This is a genomic window from Escherichia sp. WS1118 (assembly GCF_046487695.1).
GTDB classification, from domain to species: domain Bacteria; phylum Pseudomonadota; class Gammaproteobacteria; order Enterobacterales; family Enterobacteriaceae; genus Escherichia; species Escherichia coli.
Genome location: NZ_JBJQIZ010000010.1, coordinates 81,250 through 95,931, shown reverse-complemented (window position 1 = coordinate 95,931; position 14,682 = coordinate 81,250). Strand labels below are relative to the sequence as shown.

Annotated in this window: 18 protein-coding genes; 15 read left to right on the top strand and 3 right to left on the bottom strand. The window is 52.0% G+C overall.

All coding sequences use genetic code 11. From position 1 onward, the window contains the following. Positions 1–1,521 carry an SIR2 family protein gene (locus tag ACJHYO_RS17420; RefSeq protein ID WP_135279916.1) on the bottom strand — a complete coding sequence of 507 codons (1,521 nt, stop codon included), beginning with the start codon at positions 1,519–1,521 and terminating at the stop codon, positions 1–3. Between the two features lie 98 nt (positions 1,522–1,619). Between ACJHYO_RS17420 and ACJHYO_RS17415 the strand changes: the two genes are divergently transcribed. Genes ACJHYO_RS17415 through ACJHYO_RS17390 form a run of 6 tightly spaced genes read left to right on the top strand, consistent with a single transcriptional unit; the run spans position 1,620 to position 5,858 of the window. Further along, entirely contained in the window at positions 1,620–2,198 is a 579-nt protein-coding gene (locus ACJHYO_RS17415; protein WP_042050686.1) for a phage baseplate assembly protein V, read from the top strand. Next, positions 2,195–2,554 carry a GPW/gp25 family protein gene (locus tag ACJHYO_RS17410; protein WP_001522712.1) on the top strand — a complete coding sequence of 120 codons (360 nt, stop codon included), beginning with the start codon at positions 2,195–2,197 and terminating at the stop codon, positions 2,552–2,554. The genes ACJHYO_RS17415 and ACJHYO_RS17410 overlap by 4 nt, the downstream gene beginning before the upstream one ends. Then, positions 2,541–3,449, top strand: coding sequence for a baseplate assembly protein (locus ACJHYO_RS17405; protein ID WP_042050688.1), 909 nt, complete (start codon positions 2,541–2,543; stop codon positions 3,447–3,449). The genes ACJHYO_RS17410 and ACJHYO_RS17405 overlap by 14 nt, the downstream gene beginning before the upstream one ends. Then, positions 3,442–4,047: a phage tail protein I gene (locus ACJHYO_RS17400; RefSeq protein WP_042049999.1), complete on the top strand. Its 606-nt coding sequence runs from the start codon at positions 3,442–3,444 to the stop codon at positions 4,045–4,047. The genes ACJHYO_RS17405 and ACJHYO_RS17400 overlap by 8 nt, the downstream gene beginning before the upstream one ends. Then, a complete protein-coding gene (locus ACJHYO_RS17395; RefSeq protein WP_410232523.1) occupies positions 4,044–5,438 on the top strand; it encodes a phage tail protein in 1,395 nt (464 codons plus the stop codon). Before ACJHYO_RS17400 ends, ACJHYO_RS17395 begins: the two co-directional genes overlap by 4 nt. Beyond that, a complete protein-coding gene (locus ACJHYO_RS17390) occupies positions 5,439–5,858 on the top strand; it encodes a tail fiber assembly protein (RefSeq protein WP_306345753.1) in 420 nt (139 codons plus the stop codon). Here the strand turns inward: ACJHYO_RS17390 and ACJHYO_RS17385 are convergent. Next, positions 5,830–6,249: a tail fiber assembly protein gene (locus ACJHYO_RS17385; RefSeq protein ID WP_097291757.1), complete on the bottom strand. Its 420-nt coding sequence runs from the start codon at positions 6,247–6,249 to the stop codon at positions 5,830–5,832. The two genes, ACJHYO_RS17390 and ACJHYO_RS17385, sit on opposite strands and share 29 nt — an antisense overlap. Beyond that, positions 6,246–6,656 (bottom strand): hypothetical protein, encoded by a 411-nt coding sequence (locus ACJHYO_RS17380; RefSeq protein WP_032282172.1) that lies wholly within the window; start codon positions 6,654–6,656, stop codon positions 6,246–6,248. The genes ACJHYO_RS17385 and ACJHYO_RS17380 overlap by 4 nt, the downstream gene beginning before the upstream one ends. A gap of 30 nt (positions 6,657–6,686) precedes the next feature. Between ACJHYO_RS17380 and ACJHYO_RS17375 the strand changes: the two genes are divergently transcribed. From ACJHYO_RS17375 to ACJHYO_RS17335, 9 genes are all read left to right on the top strand, one after another. Then, a complete protein-coding gene (locus tag ACJHYO_RS17375; protein WP_032181904.1) occupies positions 6,687–7,253 on the top strand; it encodes a recombinase family protein in 567 nt (188 codons plus the stop codon). A 142-nt stretch (positions 7,254–7,395) separates the two neighbouring features. Beyond that, complete coding sequence (locus tag ACJHYO_RS17370) at positions 7,396–8,568, top strand: phage tail sheath protein (protein ID WP_032182339.1); 1,173 nt, start codon at positions 7,396–7,398, stop codon at positions 8,566–8,568. Positions 8,569–8,577: 9 nt separating this feature from the next. Next, entirely contained in the window at positions 8,578–9,093 is a 516-nt protein-coding gene (locus ACJHYO_RS17365) for a phage major tail tube protein (protein WP_001207660.1), read from the top strand. A 54-nt stretch (positions 9,094–9,147) separates the two neighbouring features. Beyond that, the gene (locus tag ACJHYO_RS17360) at positions 9,148–9,450 is read left to right on the top strand and encodes a phage tail assembly protein (protein ID WP_001281009.1); all 303 of its coding nucleotides are present in this window, start codon (positions 9,148–9,150) and stop codon (positions 9,448–9,450) included. Positions 9,451–9,464: 14 nt separating this feature from the next. Then, positions 9,465–9,584 (top strand): GpE family phage tail protein, encoded by a 120-nt coding sequence (locus tag ACJHYO_RS17355; protein ID WP_000763311.1) that lies wholly within the window; start codon positions 9,465–9,467, stop codon positions 9,582–9,584. Further along, positions 9,577–12,654, top strand: a complete 3,078-nt coding sequence (locus ACJHYO_RS17350; protein WP_042051077.1) for a phage tail tape measure protein — start codon at positions 9,577–9,579, stop codon at positions 12,652–12,654. The genes ACJHYO_RS17355 and ACJHYO_RS17350 overlap by 8 nt, the downstream gene beginning before the upstream one ends. Next, positions 12,651–13,136 (top strand): phage tail protein, encoded by a 486-nt coding sequence (locus ACJHYO_RS17345; protein ID WP_042051079.1) that lies wholly within the window; start codon positions 12,651–12,653, stop codon positions 13,134–13,136. The genes ACJHYO_RS17350 and ACJHYO_RS17345 overlap by 4 nt, the downstream gene beginning before the upstream one ends. Beyond that, on the top strand, positions 13,133–14,233 hold the full coding sequence (locus ACJHYO_RS17340) for a phage late control D family protein (RefSeq protein ID WP_042051081.1): 1,101 nt from the start codon (positions 13,133–13,135) through the stop codon (positions 14,231–14,233). The genes ACJHYO_RS17345 and ACJHYO_RS17340 overlap by 4 nt, the downstream gene beginning before the upstream one ends. 90 nt (positions 14,234–14,323) lie before the next feature. Continuing rightward, on the top strand, positions 14,324–14,542 hold the full coding sequence (locus tag ACJHYO_RS17335; RefSeq protein ID WP_000972391.1) for an ogr/Delta-like zinc finger family protein: 219 nt from the start codon (positions 14,324–14,326) through the stop codon (positions 14,540–14,542). Positions 14,543–14,682: the final 140 nt, after the last annotated feature.

Here is a 14,682-nt window from a genome sequence, read left to right as displayed (position 1 = left end):
CTAAGCTGGGGTTATCAGAGTATCAATTCTCTTGATATCTGCAGCCGTTGCGTGAGGGCATTTTTTCAGGATGTTTAGCCATTTTTTATCTCTGGGTTGGTATTCTAAGTCACCATCGGTTTCAAGTTTCGAAAGAATGCCAACAATATCACTGTGGCTAATCCAATCTTGTTTTTCTTTAAATACATTCCATGTTGCCCAGCACTTCCCTATTTCAGATGGGGACGACCATCGCATAATTTCTATTATATGGGATATTTTTTTGTCGAAACTTTCAGTGCCGGGGCTAGGGCTTATTCTTAAAATGTTAGAGAAAGGTACTTCAGCATAGTTGAAGTCCCAAACCCCTTCTGTTTCGATGCACATTTTGACAACAGAAGCATGAAAATCTTGACGTATAAGCTCGTCAGGGTAACCGTGATTGTTGCTAAGTGTTATGACTACATTAACTAAAGCATCGAACTCTCTGTAGGGGATAATATTGTCTGGAGAAAGAAGTTTTCCGCCGAATTGAATGTACAATATTGGTTTCTTTAGAATGTCAATTATGGCTTTTGTCACGGCCCAGCTTGCAGCTCTTTGAGGACATAAGGCTTCTAGTTCCGCTTTTTTATTTTTTTTTCCTTTCGTAACGGTATCCATTATAGTTTTTATTTTGGGAAGAACATGTTCGTGCTCAAGGTTGAAACGATGAGGTGATTCTTTAAAGGATTTATATTCCTGAGATAAATCTGCAAGGAAGTCTTCTATGGTTGCTTTAATCAGGTGTATATTTTTTGATTTAAATAAATACTTTGTCTCCTCGAAAGTTAAAGGGTTTGCATCTGGGTGAATTACCATGAATGCTGGCGGGTTTTTTCCATGCAGATGTGCTAATGCTTCTTCATAAAGGAAACCTATATTTGGGTCGGTTAAGCTGTAACCGATGAATATAGGGGACATTTCTGAAAACAATGTGTAAATTTTTCGGCTAAGATAAGTGTCTTCGCGCTGAAAAGAAAAGTATTGACTTTGTGTTATAACAATCGAATCAGGTTTTCCGACGTCACCATGAATTTTGAAGATATTTTTCCCTTTTGTTGATACTTTAGGGAATGGATCCTTTCTGATGATTTTATTTGCCATATGCTCAAATGTTTCTTCAAGCACCTCATCCCAGTTAGTTGTTACAATTGTATTGGGAGCGAAGAGTTTGAATCTTTTAAGCCATCTTGGTTCTTTAGTTTCTGTTTTTAAATCTATAATCGTCCTGGCAACGAGCGAATTGAAATCATATTCTTTTATTGATGATTCACTCATCGCATAACTTAAAAGTAATTCTGCAGCACGCAGAGGCTGTGATGAATCTAATTTTAACGGGTACTCTATTCGCTTTGCTATTTCTTCAAGTACGGCCCCCCAACTTGGATATCCGAAATTGTACGAAAATCCAGAGCCAATCCAGAGGAAATAACTCTTTGAAAATACTGATGATAATAGGGATTTTTTATTTTCTGAAGATAATTGATCTAAGCAACTCATAAGAATCCTTCCAAAACAGATTTGATGATCATCTTGTGTGGGTGACTGCACAAACCTCTTTAATATCACTGTCGTTTACGATAGGCAATGATTTCCATATGAACGCACAACTAACCGAAATCATGCGCCTTATCACCAACCTGATCCGCACCGGCACCGTGACCGAAGTGGATCGGGAAAACTGGCTTTGCCGGGTGAAAACAGGCGACCTCGAAACCAACTGGATTAACTGGCTGACGCTGCGTGCCGGTGGTGCCCGTACATGGTGGTGTCCGTCGCCGGATGAGCAGGTGGTGGTGCTGAGCATGGGGGGCAATCTGGAAACCGCTTTTGTGCTGCCAGCCATCTACTCCAGTCAGTTTGCGCCTCCGTCGGATTCCGTGGACGGCTGCGTGACGGAGTACCCGGACGGCGGCAGGTTTGAGTACGAACCCGCCACCGGGCGATGGTACGTCCGGGGTATCAAATCCATGGTGATCGAGGCGGCAGACAATATCACCCTCAAAACCGGTCAGTTTGTGGTGGAGGCTGACACCACGCGCATCAACAGCGAGGTGGTGATCAATGGTGGCGTCACCCAAGGCGGCGGCGCGATGAGTTCCAACGGAGTCGTGGTTGACGACCATGAGCATACTGGCGTCCTGAAAGGCGGCGATACAACCGGAGGCCCGGTATGACGCTTTATATCGGGATGAACAATACCAGCGGTAAAGCCATTACTGATATTGACCATCTGCGCCAGTCGGTGCGGGACATTCTGCTGACACCGCAGGGTAGCCGTATTGCCCGTCGGGAATATGGTTCTCTGCTGTCGGCACTGATAGACCAGCCACAAAATCCGGCATTACGCCTGCAGGTCATGTCGGCAGTGTATGTGGCGCTGAGTCGCTGGGAGCCACGGCTGACGCTGGATTCCATCACCATTAACAGCAATTTTGACGGTTCAATGGTGGTGGAGCTGACCGGGCGGCGTAATAACGGTGTGCCTGTTTCCCTTTCCGTATCAACAGGAGCAGAGAATGGCAGTGATTGACCTTTCGCAGTTGCCTGCGCCGCAGATTGTGGATGTGCCGGACTTTGAGACGCTGCTTGCCGCACGCAAGGCAGAATTTGTGGCGCTTCATCCGAAAGATGAACAGGAGGCTGTGATGCGTACGCTGGAACTGGAATCTGAACCCGTCACCAAATTGTTGCAGGAGAACGCTTACCGTGAGTTGCTTCTGCGCCAGCGCATTAACGAAGCCGCGCAGGCGGTAATGGTGGCTTACGCGATGGGCGGCGATCTTGACCAGCTCGCCGCCAATTACAACGTGAAACGCCTGACGGTGACACCTGCTGATGATGACGCTGTGCCGCCCGTTGCAGCAGTGATGGAAAGCGATGAAGCGTTACGCCTGCGTGTGCCTGCAGCCTTTGAGGGGCTTTCAGTTGCGGGACCAACTGCCGCTTATGAATTTCATGCCCGAAGCGCCGACGGTCGGGTGGCGGATGCCAGTGCAACCAGTCCGGCACCTGCAGAGGTGGTGCTGACTGTCCTTAGCCGCGAAGGCGACGGAACAGCAGAAAAAGACTTGCTGGATGTGGTGGAGAAAGCCCTGAACAGTGAGAACGTCCGCCCGGTGGCTGACCGTCTGACGGTTCGCAGCGCAGAAATCATCCCGTACCGTGTGGAAGCCACCATTTTTCTTTATCCGGGACCGGAAGCAGAGCCGGTAATGGCAGCGGCAAAAGTCAGCCTGCAGAGGTACATCGCCAGTCAGACGCGGCTCGGTCGGGATATTCGCCGTAGTGCTATTTGTGCCGCGCTGCATGTTGAGGGTGTTCAGCGTGTGGAACTGGCTTCACCGCTGGCTGATGTGGTCCTGAACAAAACACAGGCCGCATCATGTACGCAGTGGAGCGTAACCAACGGAGGAACGGATGAATAGTCTGCTGCCACCGGGTTCAACTTCACTGGAGCGCCGACTGGCGCAGACCTGTAGCGGGATTTCTGATCTGCAGGTGCCGCTGCGTGACTTGTGGAATCCGGCTACCTGTCCGGTCAGCTTCCTGCCTTATCTCGCCTGGGCGTTCTCTGTGGATCGCTGGGACGAGGGCTGGACAGAAAGCGTCAAGCGCCAGGTGGTGAAGGATGCTTTTTATATTCATCAGCATAAAGGGACCACCAGTGCCGTGCGTCGGGTGGTGGAGCCGTTCGGCTTTCTGATCCGCATTATTGAGTGGTGGCAGACCGGAGAGACACCGGGCACGTTTCGTCTGGATATCGGCGTGCAGGACCAGGGCATCACTGAAGATACCTATCTGGAACTTGAGCGACTGATAAGCGATGCCAAACCATGTAGCCGTCACATGATCGGCATGTCCATCAATCTGCAGACCAGCGGTCCGCATTGGGTGGGTGCCGCCAGCTATCTTGGCGAAGAAATCACGATCTATCCGTATATCAACGAAACAATTATTTCTGGCGGCACCGCGCATGAAGGCGGGGTGGTCCATGTTATTGACACAATGAGAGTGAATCCATGAGCACAAAATTTTATACCCTGCTGACGGATATTGGCGCGGCGAAACTTGCCAGCGCCGCCGCGCTCGGTGTGCCTTTAAAAATTACCCATATGGCGGTCGGCGATGGCGGAGGGACATTGCCAACGCCGGACGCAAAGCAGACTGCACTGGTAAATGAGAAACGCCGGGCTGCGCTGAATATGCTCTATATCGACCCGCAGAACAGCAGCCAGATTATTGCTGAACAGGTGATCCCTGAAAACGAGGGCGGTTGGTGGATACGTGAAGTGGGCCTGTTTGATGAGTCCGGAGCATTGATTGCCGTGGGCAACTGCCCGGAAAGCTATAAGCCGCAACTGGCTGAAGGCAGCGGGCGCACCCAGACCGTGCGCATGGTGCTGATTACCAGCAGCACGGACAATATCACCCTGAAAATCGACCCTGCCGTAGTGCTGGCAACCCGCAAGTATGTGGATGACAAGGTACTGGAGCTGAAAGTGTACGTGGATGACCTGATGGCAAAACATCTTGCCGCACAGGACCCACATTCACAGTATGCGCCAAAAGCCAGCCCGACATTTACCGGAACCCCCAAAGCGCCAACGCCAGCGGCAGGGAATAACACCACGCAGGTTGCGACCACCGCGTTTGTTCAGGCGGCACTGACGGCCCTTATTAATGGTGCGCCAGCCACGCTGGACACGCTAAAAGAAATAGCCGCAGCCATTAACAATGATCCGAATTTCAGTACCACCATTAACAATGCGCTGGCACTGAAAGCGCCGTTGTCGAGTCCGGCACTCACCGGAACGCCAACAGCACCTACTGCGGCACAGTCGGTCAACAATACACAGATTGCCACCACGGCTTTTGTGAAATCGGCGATTGCGGCAATGGTGGGTTCTGCACCTGCTGCACTGGATACACTGAACGAACTGGCGGCGGCACTGGGGAATGATCCGAACTTTGCCACGACAATGCTTAATGCGCTGGCAGGTAAACAACCGCTGGACAATACGCTGACTAATTTGAGTGGAAAGGATGTAGCTGGTCTTCTCGCATACCTTGGTTTGGGAGAGGCGGCAAAAATGTCTGCCGCTGCACTTGTCATTAACGGTAATACGTTGACAGCAAAAATCCCGGTAGTTATTAACGGCGTTAACAGGGAGTTTATTATTCAGGCATCTCAGATATTCAGCTCAGCAAGCAATGGTGTTATTACCTTCCCATCCGCATTTCCAAATGCGTGTATTGCGATTTTTGCGCATGACTTTGCGACAGCGTCTACGGATTTATCGAATGTTCGGTTCTATATGCCAGGAAGAACATCAGCATCATGGACAGGGCAAAATATGAGTACAGGCAGTGAATCATCACCTGCAACATGGTGTTGGCTGGCAATTGGCTGGTAAATGGAGAAAACAATGAAATATTTTACATCTGCTCCGATTGCTCTTTATAACTCCGATATATCCTCTTATATACCCGGTGACGCAGTAGAAATCAGTGATGAAGTATATGACGCACTTATTGCTGGTCAGGAGGCAGGAAAGAATATTACGGCAGACAGTAACGGACTGCCTGTACTGGCAGAACCCGCACAACCAACTCATGATGAATTGGTTGCAGCATCTGAATTAATGAAACAGCATCTGATTGATGCTGCTATGGCTTCCATCAGTCTGATTCAGCTGAAATTGCAGGCCGGACGTAAATTGACGCAGGCAGAAACAACCCGGCTTAACGCTGTGCTGGATTACATTGACGCAGTGACGGCAACAGATACCAGCACCGCGCCGGATGTCATCTGGCCTGAACTGCCGGAGGCGTAGGCCATTCAATATCTGGCGCACCGGAAGTATCGACCAGTTCCAGTGCGTCCAGATAATCCAGCCATAAATTATATTGTTCCAGCTCGTCACCTTTCAGACGACCAATAGCGGCTTTACCAGGCCATTGCTTACTGTTCATGTATTCGTTGGCCTGTTCAATAAGTATACTTTTCATTCCCTCCGCTTCAGCTATTTCCTGTTCCTGTGTCTTCGCTGGATATTCAGTAAGTACAGGGTAGTTATCCGGGTTATTGATAATAATTTTCCCCGTACTCTGACCATTCATAAGTTCATAATAAAGAGCATCTTCAATATCGAAAGCATCATCGGGAATATCGCTGTTATTTTCAGAGAAAAATCCCTGAACAGATGGGGACCATTTCATTTTCATAATTTCCCAATTCCTAAAATGTGGACATCATCAGCCTTACGGGCATTCCAGGTGACAATTACATCGGTAGAGTGACGATTAACTGAGATTGCATATGCTTCGTTAGTCGAGCCAGAAACTTTTGTAGCAAACACAGCAAACAGGACACCAAATGACTGGGGCCATTTATAGCCTGACAGCTGATAATTACCATTATTCAGTGTTACAGCTTTGGCTGCTGCACTTGATGGAATCGTCAGCCACTGAAGTATCAACCCTCCTGGCAAAAGTTGTTTTCCGTAATAATCCCTCACCCCACTAAATGAAGCCATGTCCGGTATCTGATTTTCCCCTGTTCCCACCCCCCGTTTTGCCGCTTCTCCCAAACCAACGTTTAAGAAAATGCAGAGATTACGGCTAACTGGCATCATCTCCGGTTTTTATTCAGGGGGATGATCATGCTTATTGGCTATGTACGCGTGTCAACAAATGACCAGAACACCGATTTGCAACGTAATGCACTGAACTGCGCGGGATGTGAGCGGATTTTTGAGGATAAAATCAGTGGCACTAAGTCCGACAGACCGGGGCTGAAAAAACTGCTCAGGACACTATCGGCAGGAGACACGCTGGTTGTCTGGAAGCTGGACAGGTTGGGGCGCAGTATGCGGCATCTTGTTACGCTGATAGAAGAGTTGCGCCAGCGTGGTGTGAATTTCAGAAGCCTGACTGACAGTATTGATACCAGTACCCCAATGGGCCGTTTCTTTTTTCATGTCATGGGTGCCCTGGCTGAAATGGAACGCGAACTGATAGTTGAACGTACCAGGGCAGGGCTGGCTGCAGCTCGTGCTAAAGGCAGAGTAGGTGGACGCCGTCCTAAGTTGACCACCGAACAGTGGGCACAGATTGGACGTTTACTCGAGGCCGGAGAATCAAGACTGCGTATTGCACTGATTTTTGATGTAGGCGTTTCTACCATTTATAGAAAATTTCCGGCAAATAAGAGCAATGAATCTCCCTGAATCAGCATTATTTTGATTATCCCTGCAAGCAGACAAATACCGTCATTTTGTGTGAATAACGGTACAACTGCGCTTAGCTGTTTGTCAGGCACAATCACTTCAACATAGGGCGAAGCCTAATCCAATCAGGAGGTTCGCCACTATGGCTCAGGATTACCACCACGGGGTGCGCGTTGTTGAAGTCAACGAAGGCACCCGATCCATTACCACGGTGAGCACCGCCATCGTGGGTATGGTCTGCACGGGCGATGATGCCGATGCAAAAATGTTTCCTCTTAATAAACCCGTGCTGATCACTGATGTGCTGACTGCCAGCGGTAAAGCGGGTGAGTCCGGCACGCTGGCCCGTTCGCTGGATGCCATCGCTGACCAGGCAAAACCCGTGACCGTTGTTGTGCGTGTGCCGCAGGGTGAAACGGAAGAAGAAACCACGACCAATATCATCGGCGCAGTGACTGCTGAAGGTAAAAAAACAGGTATGAAAGCCCTGTTATCTGCCCAGTCACAGCTCGGCGTTAAACCGCGCATTCTCGGCGTGCCAGGCCACGACACCAAGGCGGTAGCTACTGAGTTGCTGGGCGTGGCGCAAAGCCTGCGTGGGTTTGCTTACCTGTCAGCGTATGGCTGCAAGACTGTGCAGGAGGCGATCACTTACCGCGAAAACTTCAGCCAGCGCGAAGGGATGCTGATCTGGCCTGACTTTACTGGCTGGGACACGGTGCTGAATGCCGAAGCAACGGCTTATGCCACCGCCCGTGCGCTTGGTCTGCGTGCCAAAATTGATGATCAGACCGGATGGCACAAAAGCCTGTCCAATGTGGGCGTTAACGGTGTCACTGGAATTTCTGCTGATGTGTTCTGGGATCTGCAGGACACGGCAACCGATGCTGGACTGCTGAACCAGAACGACGTCACCACCCTTATCCGCAAAGACGGTTTCCGCTTCTGGGGTTCCCGCTGCCTGAGTGATGACCCGCTCTTTGCCTTCGAAAACTACACCCGCACGGCGCAGGTGCTGATGGACACGATGGCAGAAGCACACATGTGGGCAGTGGACAAACCGCTGAACCCGTCGCTGGCGCGCGACATTATCGAGGGCATCCGCGCCAAAATGCGCAGCCTGGTCAGTCAGGGGTATCTCATTGGTGGTGATTGCTGGCTGGACGAGTCGGTGAACGACAAAGACACTCTGAAAGCCGGAAAACTCACCATCGACTACGACTACACGCCAGTGCCGCCACTTGAAAACCTGATGTTGCGTCAGCGCATCACCGATCAGTACCTGGTGAATTTCGCCAGCCAGGTCAGCGCGTAAGGGGACAACATGGCTTTACCACGCAAATTAAAACACCTGAACCTGTTTAACGACGGGAACAACTGGCAGGGGATCGTTGAGTCGCTGACGCTGCCGAAATTCACCCGCAAATATGAGAAGTATCGCGGCGGCGGAATGCCGGGGGCAGTGGATGTGGATCTGGGGCTTGATGACAGTGCGCTGGACACAGAATTTTCCATTGGTGGTACTGAACTGCTGCTGTTTAAGCAGATGGGCAAAGCCACGGTGGATGGCATCCAGCTGCGCTTTACCGGCTCTATCCAGCGTGACGATACCGGGGAAGTGCAGGCCGTGGAGCTTGTGGTGCGTGGACGTCACAAAGAAGTGGATTCCGGTGAGTGGAAGACGGGCGAAAGCAACACCACCAAAGTGACCAGTACCAACAGCTACGCGAAGCTGACCATCAATGGTGAGGTGCTCTATGAAGTGGACCTTATCAACATGGTGGAAATTGTGGACGGTGTGGACCTGATGGAAGCGCACCGCAACGCCCTCGGCCTCTGATGTATCTGAACGGCGCGGGATACCGCGCCAGAACCCAATTTACAGGACAGCAAAATGAGCGATAAGCAGACTGAAAAGACCATTCAACTGGATACCCCTATCAAGCGCGGTAAAACAGAAATCACCGAAATTGTGCTGCGTAAACCGCAGTCCGGTGCGCTGCGCGGTACACGCCTGCAGGCCATTATGGATATGGATGTGAACGCGATGATGACCGTGATCCCCCGCATCTCCAGCCCGGCACTGACCGCACAGGAAATTGCAGAGATGGACCCGGCAGATCTCACTGCCATGTCGGTTGAGGTTGTCACTTTTTTGTTGAAGAAGTCGGTGCTTGCCGGTTTACCGACAGCCTGACGGTTGACGATCTGGTGGCAGATATTGCCACCATCTTTCACTGGCCGCCATCCGTTACTGACGTTATGCCGCTGACCGAAGTGCTGGAATGGCGGTATAAAGCGATTCAGAGAAGCGGGGCCAACGATGAGTGATAATAACCTGCGCCTGCAGGTCATTCTTAATGCGGTTGACAAACTCACCCGCCCATTCCGTGCTGCACAGGCCAGTTCGAAAGAGCTGGCTGGCGCAATCAGAAACTCCCGTGACGCATTAAAGCAACTCAATCAGGCGGGTAACAGCCTGGAAAAATTTCGCAAGCTGCAGGTCGATAACAAGAAGTTAGGCGACAGGCTGAACTATGCCAGACAGAAGGCTAATTTGCTTAGCTCTGAGCTGGAGTCGATGGAACAACCATCACAACGGCACCTTGTGGCTTTAGGTCGGCAAACGCTGGCAGTCCAACGCCTGGAAGAACAACAAAAATATTTGCAGAAGCAAACGGCGCTTGTGCGTGCAGAACTGTACCGGGCGGGAATTTCTGCGAAAGATGATGCGGGAGCAACTGCCCGTTTAGCCCGTGAAACATCACGTTATAACCAGGAACTGTCGAAACAGGAGGCGCGGCTGAAGCGACTGGGGGAAGCTCAGCGCAGGATGAATGCAGCGCGTGCCAGTTATGCTCGTTCTCTGGAGGTGCGCGATCGCATCGCAGGAGCCGGAGCCACCACCACGGCTGCAGGGCTGGCAATGGGGACGCCAGTGATGGCGGCAGTAAAAAGCTATACCAGCATGGAAGATGCCATGAAAGGTGTGGCAAAGCAGGTCAATGGTCTGCGTGACGATAATGGCAACCGCACTGCACGTTTTTATGAAATGCAGGATGCCATCAAAGCTGCCAGCGAACAGTTGCCGATGGAAAACGGTGCGGTGGACTTCGCCGCACTGGTTGAAGGTGGTGCGCGTATGAACATCGCAAACCCTGACGACAGCTGGGAAGACCAGAAACGTGATCTGCTGGCCTTCGCCAGCACGGCAGCAAAGGCGGCAACAGCCTTTGAGTTGCCTGCGGATGAACTGTCAGAAAGTCTGGGGAAAATCGCCCAGCTCTACAAAATCCCTACCCGCAATATTGAACAGCTCGGTGATGCGCTGAACTATCTGGATGATAACGCCATGTCGAAAGGGGCAGACATCATTGATGTCATGCAACGTCTGGGCGGTGTGGCTGATCGTCTGGATTATCGTAAAGCGGCGGCGCTGGGTTCCACCTTCCTTACACTGGGCGCTGCGCCAGAGGTTGCAGCCAGTGCAGCAAACGCGATGGTGCGTGAATTGTCCATTGCCACCATGCAAAGCAAGAGTTTCTTTGAAGGGATGAATCTGCTGAAACTCAATCCTGAAGTGATTGAAAAGCAGATGACGAAGGATGCGATGGGAACCATCCAGCGCGTGCTGGAGAAGGTGAACGCACTGCCGCAGGATAAGCGTCTGTCTGCCATGACCATGTTGTTTGGTAAAGAGTTTGGCGATGACGCGGCGAAACTGGCAAACAACCTGCCGGAACTGCAGCGTCAGTTAAAACTGACAGCGGGCAATGATGCGCTCGGCTCCATGCAGAAAGAATCCGACATCAACAAGGATTCACTTTCTGCGCAGTGGTTGCTGGTCAAAACCGGAGCACAGAACACCTTCAGCAGCCTGGGCGAAACGCTGCGCCAGCCGCTGATGGATATTCTGTACACGGTGAAAAGCGTCACAGGGGCGTTGCGTCGCTGGGTGGAAGCTAACCCGGAACTGACAGGCACACTGATGAAAGTAGCCGCTGTGGTGGCTGCCGTTACCGTGGGCCTCGGCACCTTAGCGGTGGCGCTGGCTGCAGTGCTGGGGCCGCTGGCAGTGATCCGTCTGGGATTCTCTGTGCTGGGTATCAAAACGTTACCTTCCGTTACGGCAGCAGTAACTCGAACCAGCAGCGCGTTGTCCTGGCTGGCTGGCGCACCACTGGCACTGCTGCGACGCGGGCTTGCTTCATCGGGCAACGCCGCAGGTTTACTTACTGCGCCGTTGTCGTCTTTGCGCCGCACGGCATCACTGACGGGAAATGTCCTGAAAACGGTAGCAGGTGCGCCGGTTGCACTTTTGCGGTCTGGATTATCCGGTTTACGTGCGGTTGCTGTGATGTTTATGAATCCACTGGCAGCACTGCGCGGTGGACTGGCTGCCGCAGGCGCGGTGCTGCGTGTGCTGGCATCCGGTCCGCTGGCGATGCTGCGCGTTGCCCTGTATGCCGTATCTGGTCTGTTAGGTGCTCTGCTCAGTCCGATAGGTCTTGTGGTTACTGCACTGGCGGGCGTGGCGCTGGTTGTCTGGAAATACTGGCAACCCATCACCGCATTTCTCGGTGGCGTGGTGGAAGGATTCAAAGCGGCGGCAGGTCCCATCAGTGCTGCATTCGAACCGCTTAAGCCCGTGTTCCAGTGGATTGGCGACAAAGTACAGGCGTTGTGGGGCTGGTTTACTGATCTGCTGACGCCCGTTAAGTCGACCTCTGCCGAACTGCAGAGCGCAGCGGCAATGGGGCGACGATTCGGGGAGGCGCTGGCGGAAGGGCTGAATATGGTCATGCATCCGCTGGACTCGCTGAAATCCGGCGTTTCCTGGTTGCTGGAGAAACTTGGCATTGTCAGTAAAGAGGCCGCAAAGGCAAAACTGCCGGAAAGCGTGACGCGTCAGCAACCTGCGACGGTGAATACAGACGGTAAAGTGATGATGCCATCAGGTGGTTTTCCATCATGGGGATATGGTTTTGCGGGGATGTATGACAGCGGTGGGTATATCCCGCGCGGGCAGTTTGGCATTGTCGGTGAGAACGGGCCGGAAATTGTTAACGGCCCGGCAAATGTGACCAGCCGGAGAAATACAGCTGCACTGGCTGCCGTTGTTGCCGGAATGATGGGCGTTGCTGCCGCGCCTGCAGAGCTTCCGCCGTTACATCCTTTGGCACTTCCCGCGAAAGGCGGCGAAGCGATGGTGAGTCGTGCAGCCACTGTGCCGCCCGCTCAACGGATTGAGGCACCGACGCAGATCATCATCCAGACGCAGCCAGGACAAAGTGCGCAGGATATTGCGCGGGAGGTGGCCCGACAGCTTGATGAACGTGAACGCAGGCTGAAGGCAAAAGCCAGGAGTAACTACAGCGATCAGGGGGGATACGACGCATGATGATGGTGCTGGGATTGTACGTGTTTATGCTGCGTACCGCGCCGTATCAGGAACTGCAGTATCAACGCAGCTGGCGACATGCGGCAAACAGCCGGGTAAATCGACGTCCGTCCACGCAGTTTCTGGGACCGGACAACGACATGCTGACGCTTTCCGGTGTTCTTATGCCGGAGATAACAGGTGGCAGGCTGTCATTGCTGGCACTTGAGCAGATGGCAGAACAGGGGAAAGCATGGCCCCTGATTGAAGGCAGCGGCACGATTTACGGCATGTATGTGATTGAGGGACTGAATCAGACTAAAACGGAGTTTTTCCGCGACGGTATGCCGCGCCGGATTGAGTTCACTCTGTCGCTCAAACGGGTGGATGAATCCCTGTCCGATATGTTCGGTGATCTCAGTGCGCAGCTGAATAATCTGCAGGACACGGCAACGTCTGCCTTAAGCGATATCAGTAAAACGGTGGGAGGGCTGCTGTCGTGAATTTCAGCTCTGAACTGCTTAACAAAGGCAACAAAACTCCGGCATTCAGCATCAGTATTGAAGGCAGGGATATCACCACTGTGCTGGACAACCGCCTGATGGGGCTGACGCTGACGGATAACCGGGGCTTTGAAGCAGACCAGCTTGATCTGGAGCTGGACGACGCCGACGGAAAAATCGTGCTGCCGCGCCGTGGTGCGGTCATTACGCTGGCGCTGGGCTGGAAGGGGCAGCCGCTTTTCCCGAAAGGAGCATTCACGGTGGACGAGATTGAACACACTGGCGCACCGGACCGCCTGACTATCCGGGCGCGAAGTGCTGATTTTCGTGAAACCCTGAATACCCGCCGTGAAAAATCGTGGCACAAGACCACCGTTGGGGAAGTGGTGAAGGAAATAGCTGCGCGGCACAAACTGAAGATGGCATTGGGTGAAGACCTGTCGGATAAACCCGTGGAGCATATAGACCAGACCAATGAGAGTGACGGCAGTTTTCTGATGCGGCTGGCGCGCCAGTACGGTGCTATTGCGTCGGTGAAAAATGGCAATCTGTTATTCATCCGGCAGGGACAGGGTAAAAGCGCCAGCGGTAAACCACTGCCGGTGATCACTATCACACGGAAGGACGGCGACAGTCACCGCTTTACCCTGGCAGATCGCGGAGCCTACACGGGCGTAATTGCCAGCTGGTTGCATACCCGCGAACCCGCGAAGAAAGAAAGCACCACGGTGAAGCGTAAGCGCAGGACTAAGAAGCAGAAGAAAGAGCCGGAAGCGAAGCAGGGCGATTACCTGGTGGGGACGGATGAAAACGTGCTGGTACTTAATCGCACTTATGCCAACCGGAGCAACGCCGAACGAGCGGCGAAAATGCAGTGGGAACGCCTGCAACGCGGTGTTGCGTCATTCTCGCTACAACTGGCGGAAGGTCGGGCAGATCTCTACACGGAAATGCCTGTGAAGGTCAGTGGCTTTAAACAGCCGATAGATGATGCGGAATGGACCATTACCACCCTGACACATACTGTCAGCCCGGATAATGGTTTTACGACCAGTCTGGAGCTTGAAGTGAGGATTGATGATTTCGAAATGGAATGATTCTTCGCAATGGAGAACTTTTAAGTTTGCAAAATGGAATAATGCGGTATCATTATTGTGAATTTAGCAAAAATGGGGAGAACTCGAAAAATGATGATTTGCCCACTGTGTGGAAGTGCCGCCCATACTCGCAGCAGTTTTCAGGTATCTTCATTGACCAAAGAGCGTTACAACCAGTGCCAGAACATTAACTGCAGCCATACTTTTGTTACCCATGAAACTTTTGTTCGTTCGATTGCAACGCCAAAAGAGTCAAATCCGGTTCAGCCGCATCCAATGAAATCAGGACAGGTGGCGCTCTCTCTTTGACGCTGCCGCCATTTTGTCGCCATCGTTAAAAAACAGTGTTTCTAACATCATGATTTTAAACAGCTTAAATTTCAGGCAACAAAAAACCCATCAACCTTGAACCGAAATGGCGGGGTTGATGGGCTCCACAAAATGGGGAC

What these genes read in the sequence shown, in the direction of transcription:
- ACJHYO_RS17420 (WP_135279916.1), bottom strand. Translation starts at nt 1,521, where the DNA reads ATGAGTTGCTTAGATCAATTATCTTCAGAAAATAAAAAATCCCTATTA.
- ACJHYO_RS17415 (WP_042050686.1), top strand. Translation starts at nt 1,620, where the DNA reads ATGAACGCACAACTAACCGAAATCATGCGCCTTATCACCAACCTGATC.
- ACJHYO_RS17410 (WP_001522712.1), top strand. Translation starts at nt 2,195, where the DNA reads ATGACGCTTTATATCGGGATGAACAATACCAGCGGTAAAGCCATTACT.
- ACJHYO_RS17405 (WP_042050688.1), top strand. Translation starts at nt 2,541, where the DNA reads ATGGCAGTGATTGACCTTTCGCAGTTGCCTGCGCCGCAGATTGTGGAT.
- ACJHYO_RS17400 (WP_042049999.1), top strand. Translation starts at nt 3,442, where the DNA reads ATGAATAGTCTGCTGCCACCGGGTTCAACTTCACTGGAGCGCCGACTG.
- ACJHYO_RS17395 (WP_410232523.1), top strand. Translation starts at nt 4,044, where the DNA reads ATGAGCACAAAATTTTATACCCTGCTGACGGATATTGGCGCGGCGAAA.
- ACJHYO_RS17390 (WP_306345753.1), top strand. Translation starts at nt 5,439, where the DNA reads ATGGAGAAAACAATGAAATATTTTACATCTGCTCCGATTGCTCTTTAT.
- ACJHYO_RS17385 (WP_097291757.1), bottom strand. Translation starts at nt 6,249, where the DNA reads ATGAAAATGAAATGGTCCCCATCTGTTCAGGGATTTTTCTCTGAAAAT.
- ACJHYO_RS17380 (WP_032282172.1), bottom strand. Translation starts at nt 6,656, where the DNA reads ATGCCAGTTAGCCGTAATCTCTGCATTTTCTTAAACGTTGGTTTGGGA.
- ACJHYO_RS17375 (WP_032181904.1), top strand. Translation starts at nt 6,687, where the DNA reads ATGCTTATTGGCTATGTACGCGTGTCAACAAATGACCAGAACACCGAT.
- ACJHYO_RS17370 (WP_032182339.1), top strand. Translation starts at nt 7,396, where the DNA reads ATGGCTCAGGATTACCACCACGGGGTGCGCGTTGTTGAAGTCAACGAA.
- ACJHYO_RS17365 (WP_001207660.1), top strand. Translation starts at nt 8,578, where the DNA reads ATGGCTTTACCACGCAAATTAAAACACCTGAACCTGTTTAACGACGGG.
- ACJHYO_RS17360 (WP_001281009.1), top strand. Translation starts at nt 9,148, where the DNA reads ATGAGCGATAAGCAGACTGAAAAGACCATTCAACTGGATACCCCTATC.
- ACJHYO_RS17350 (WP_042051077.1), top strand. Translation starts at nt 9,577, where the DNA reads ATGAGTGATAATAACCTGCGCCTGCAGGTCATTCTTAATGCGGTTGAC.
- ACJHYO_RS17345 (WP_042051079.1), top strand. Translation starts at nt 12,651, where the DNA reads ATGATGATGGTGCTGGGATTGTACGTGTTTATGCTGCGTACCGCGCCG.
- ACJHYO_RS17335 (WP_000972391.1), top strand. Translation starts at nt 14,324, where the DNA reads ATGATGATTTGCCCACTGTGTGGAAGTGCCGCCCATACTCGCAGCAGT.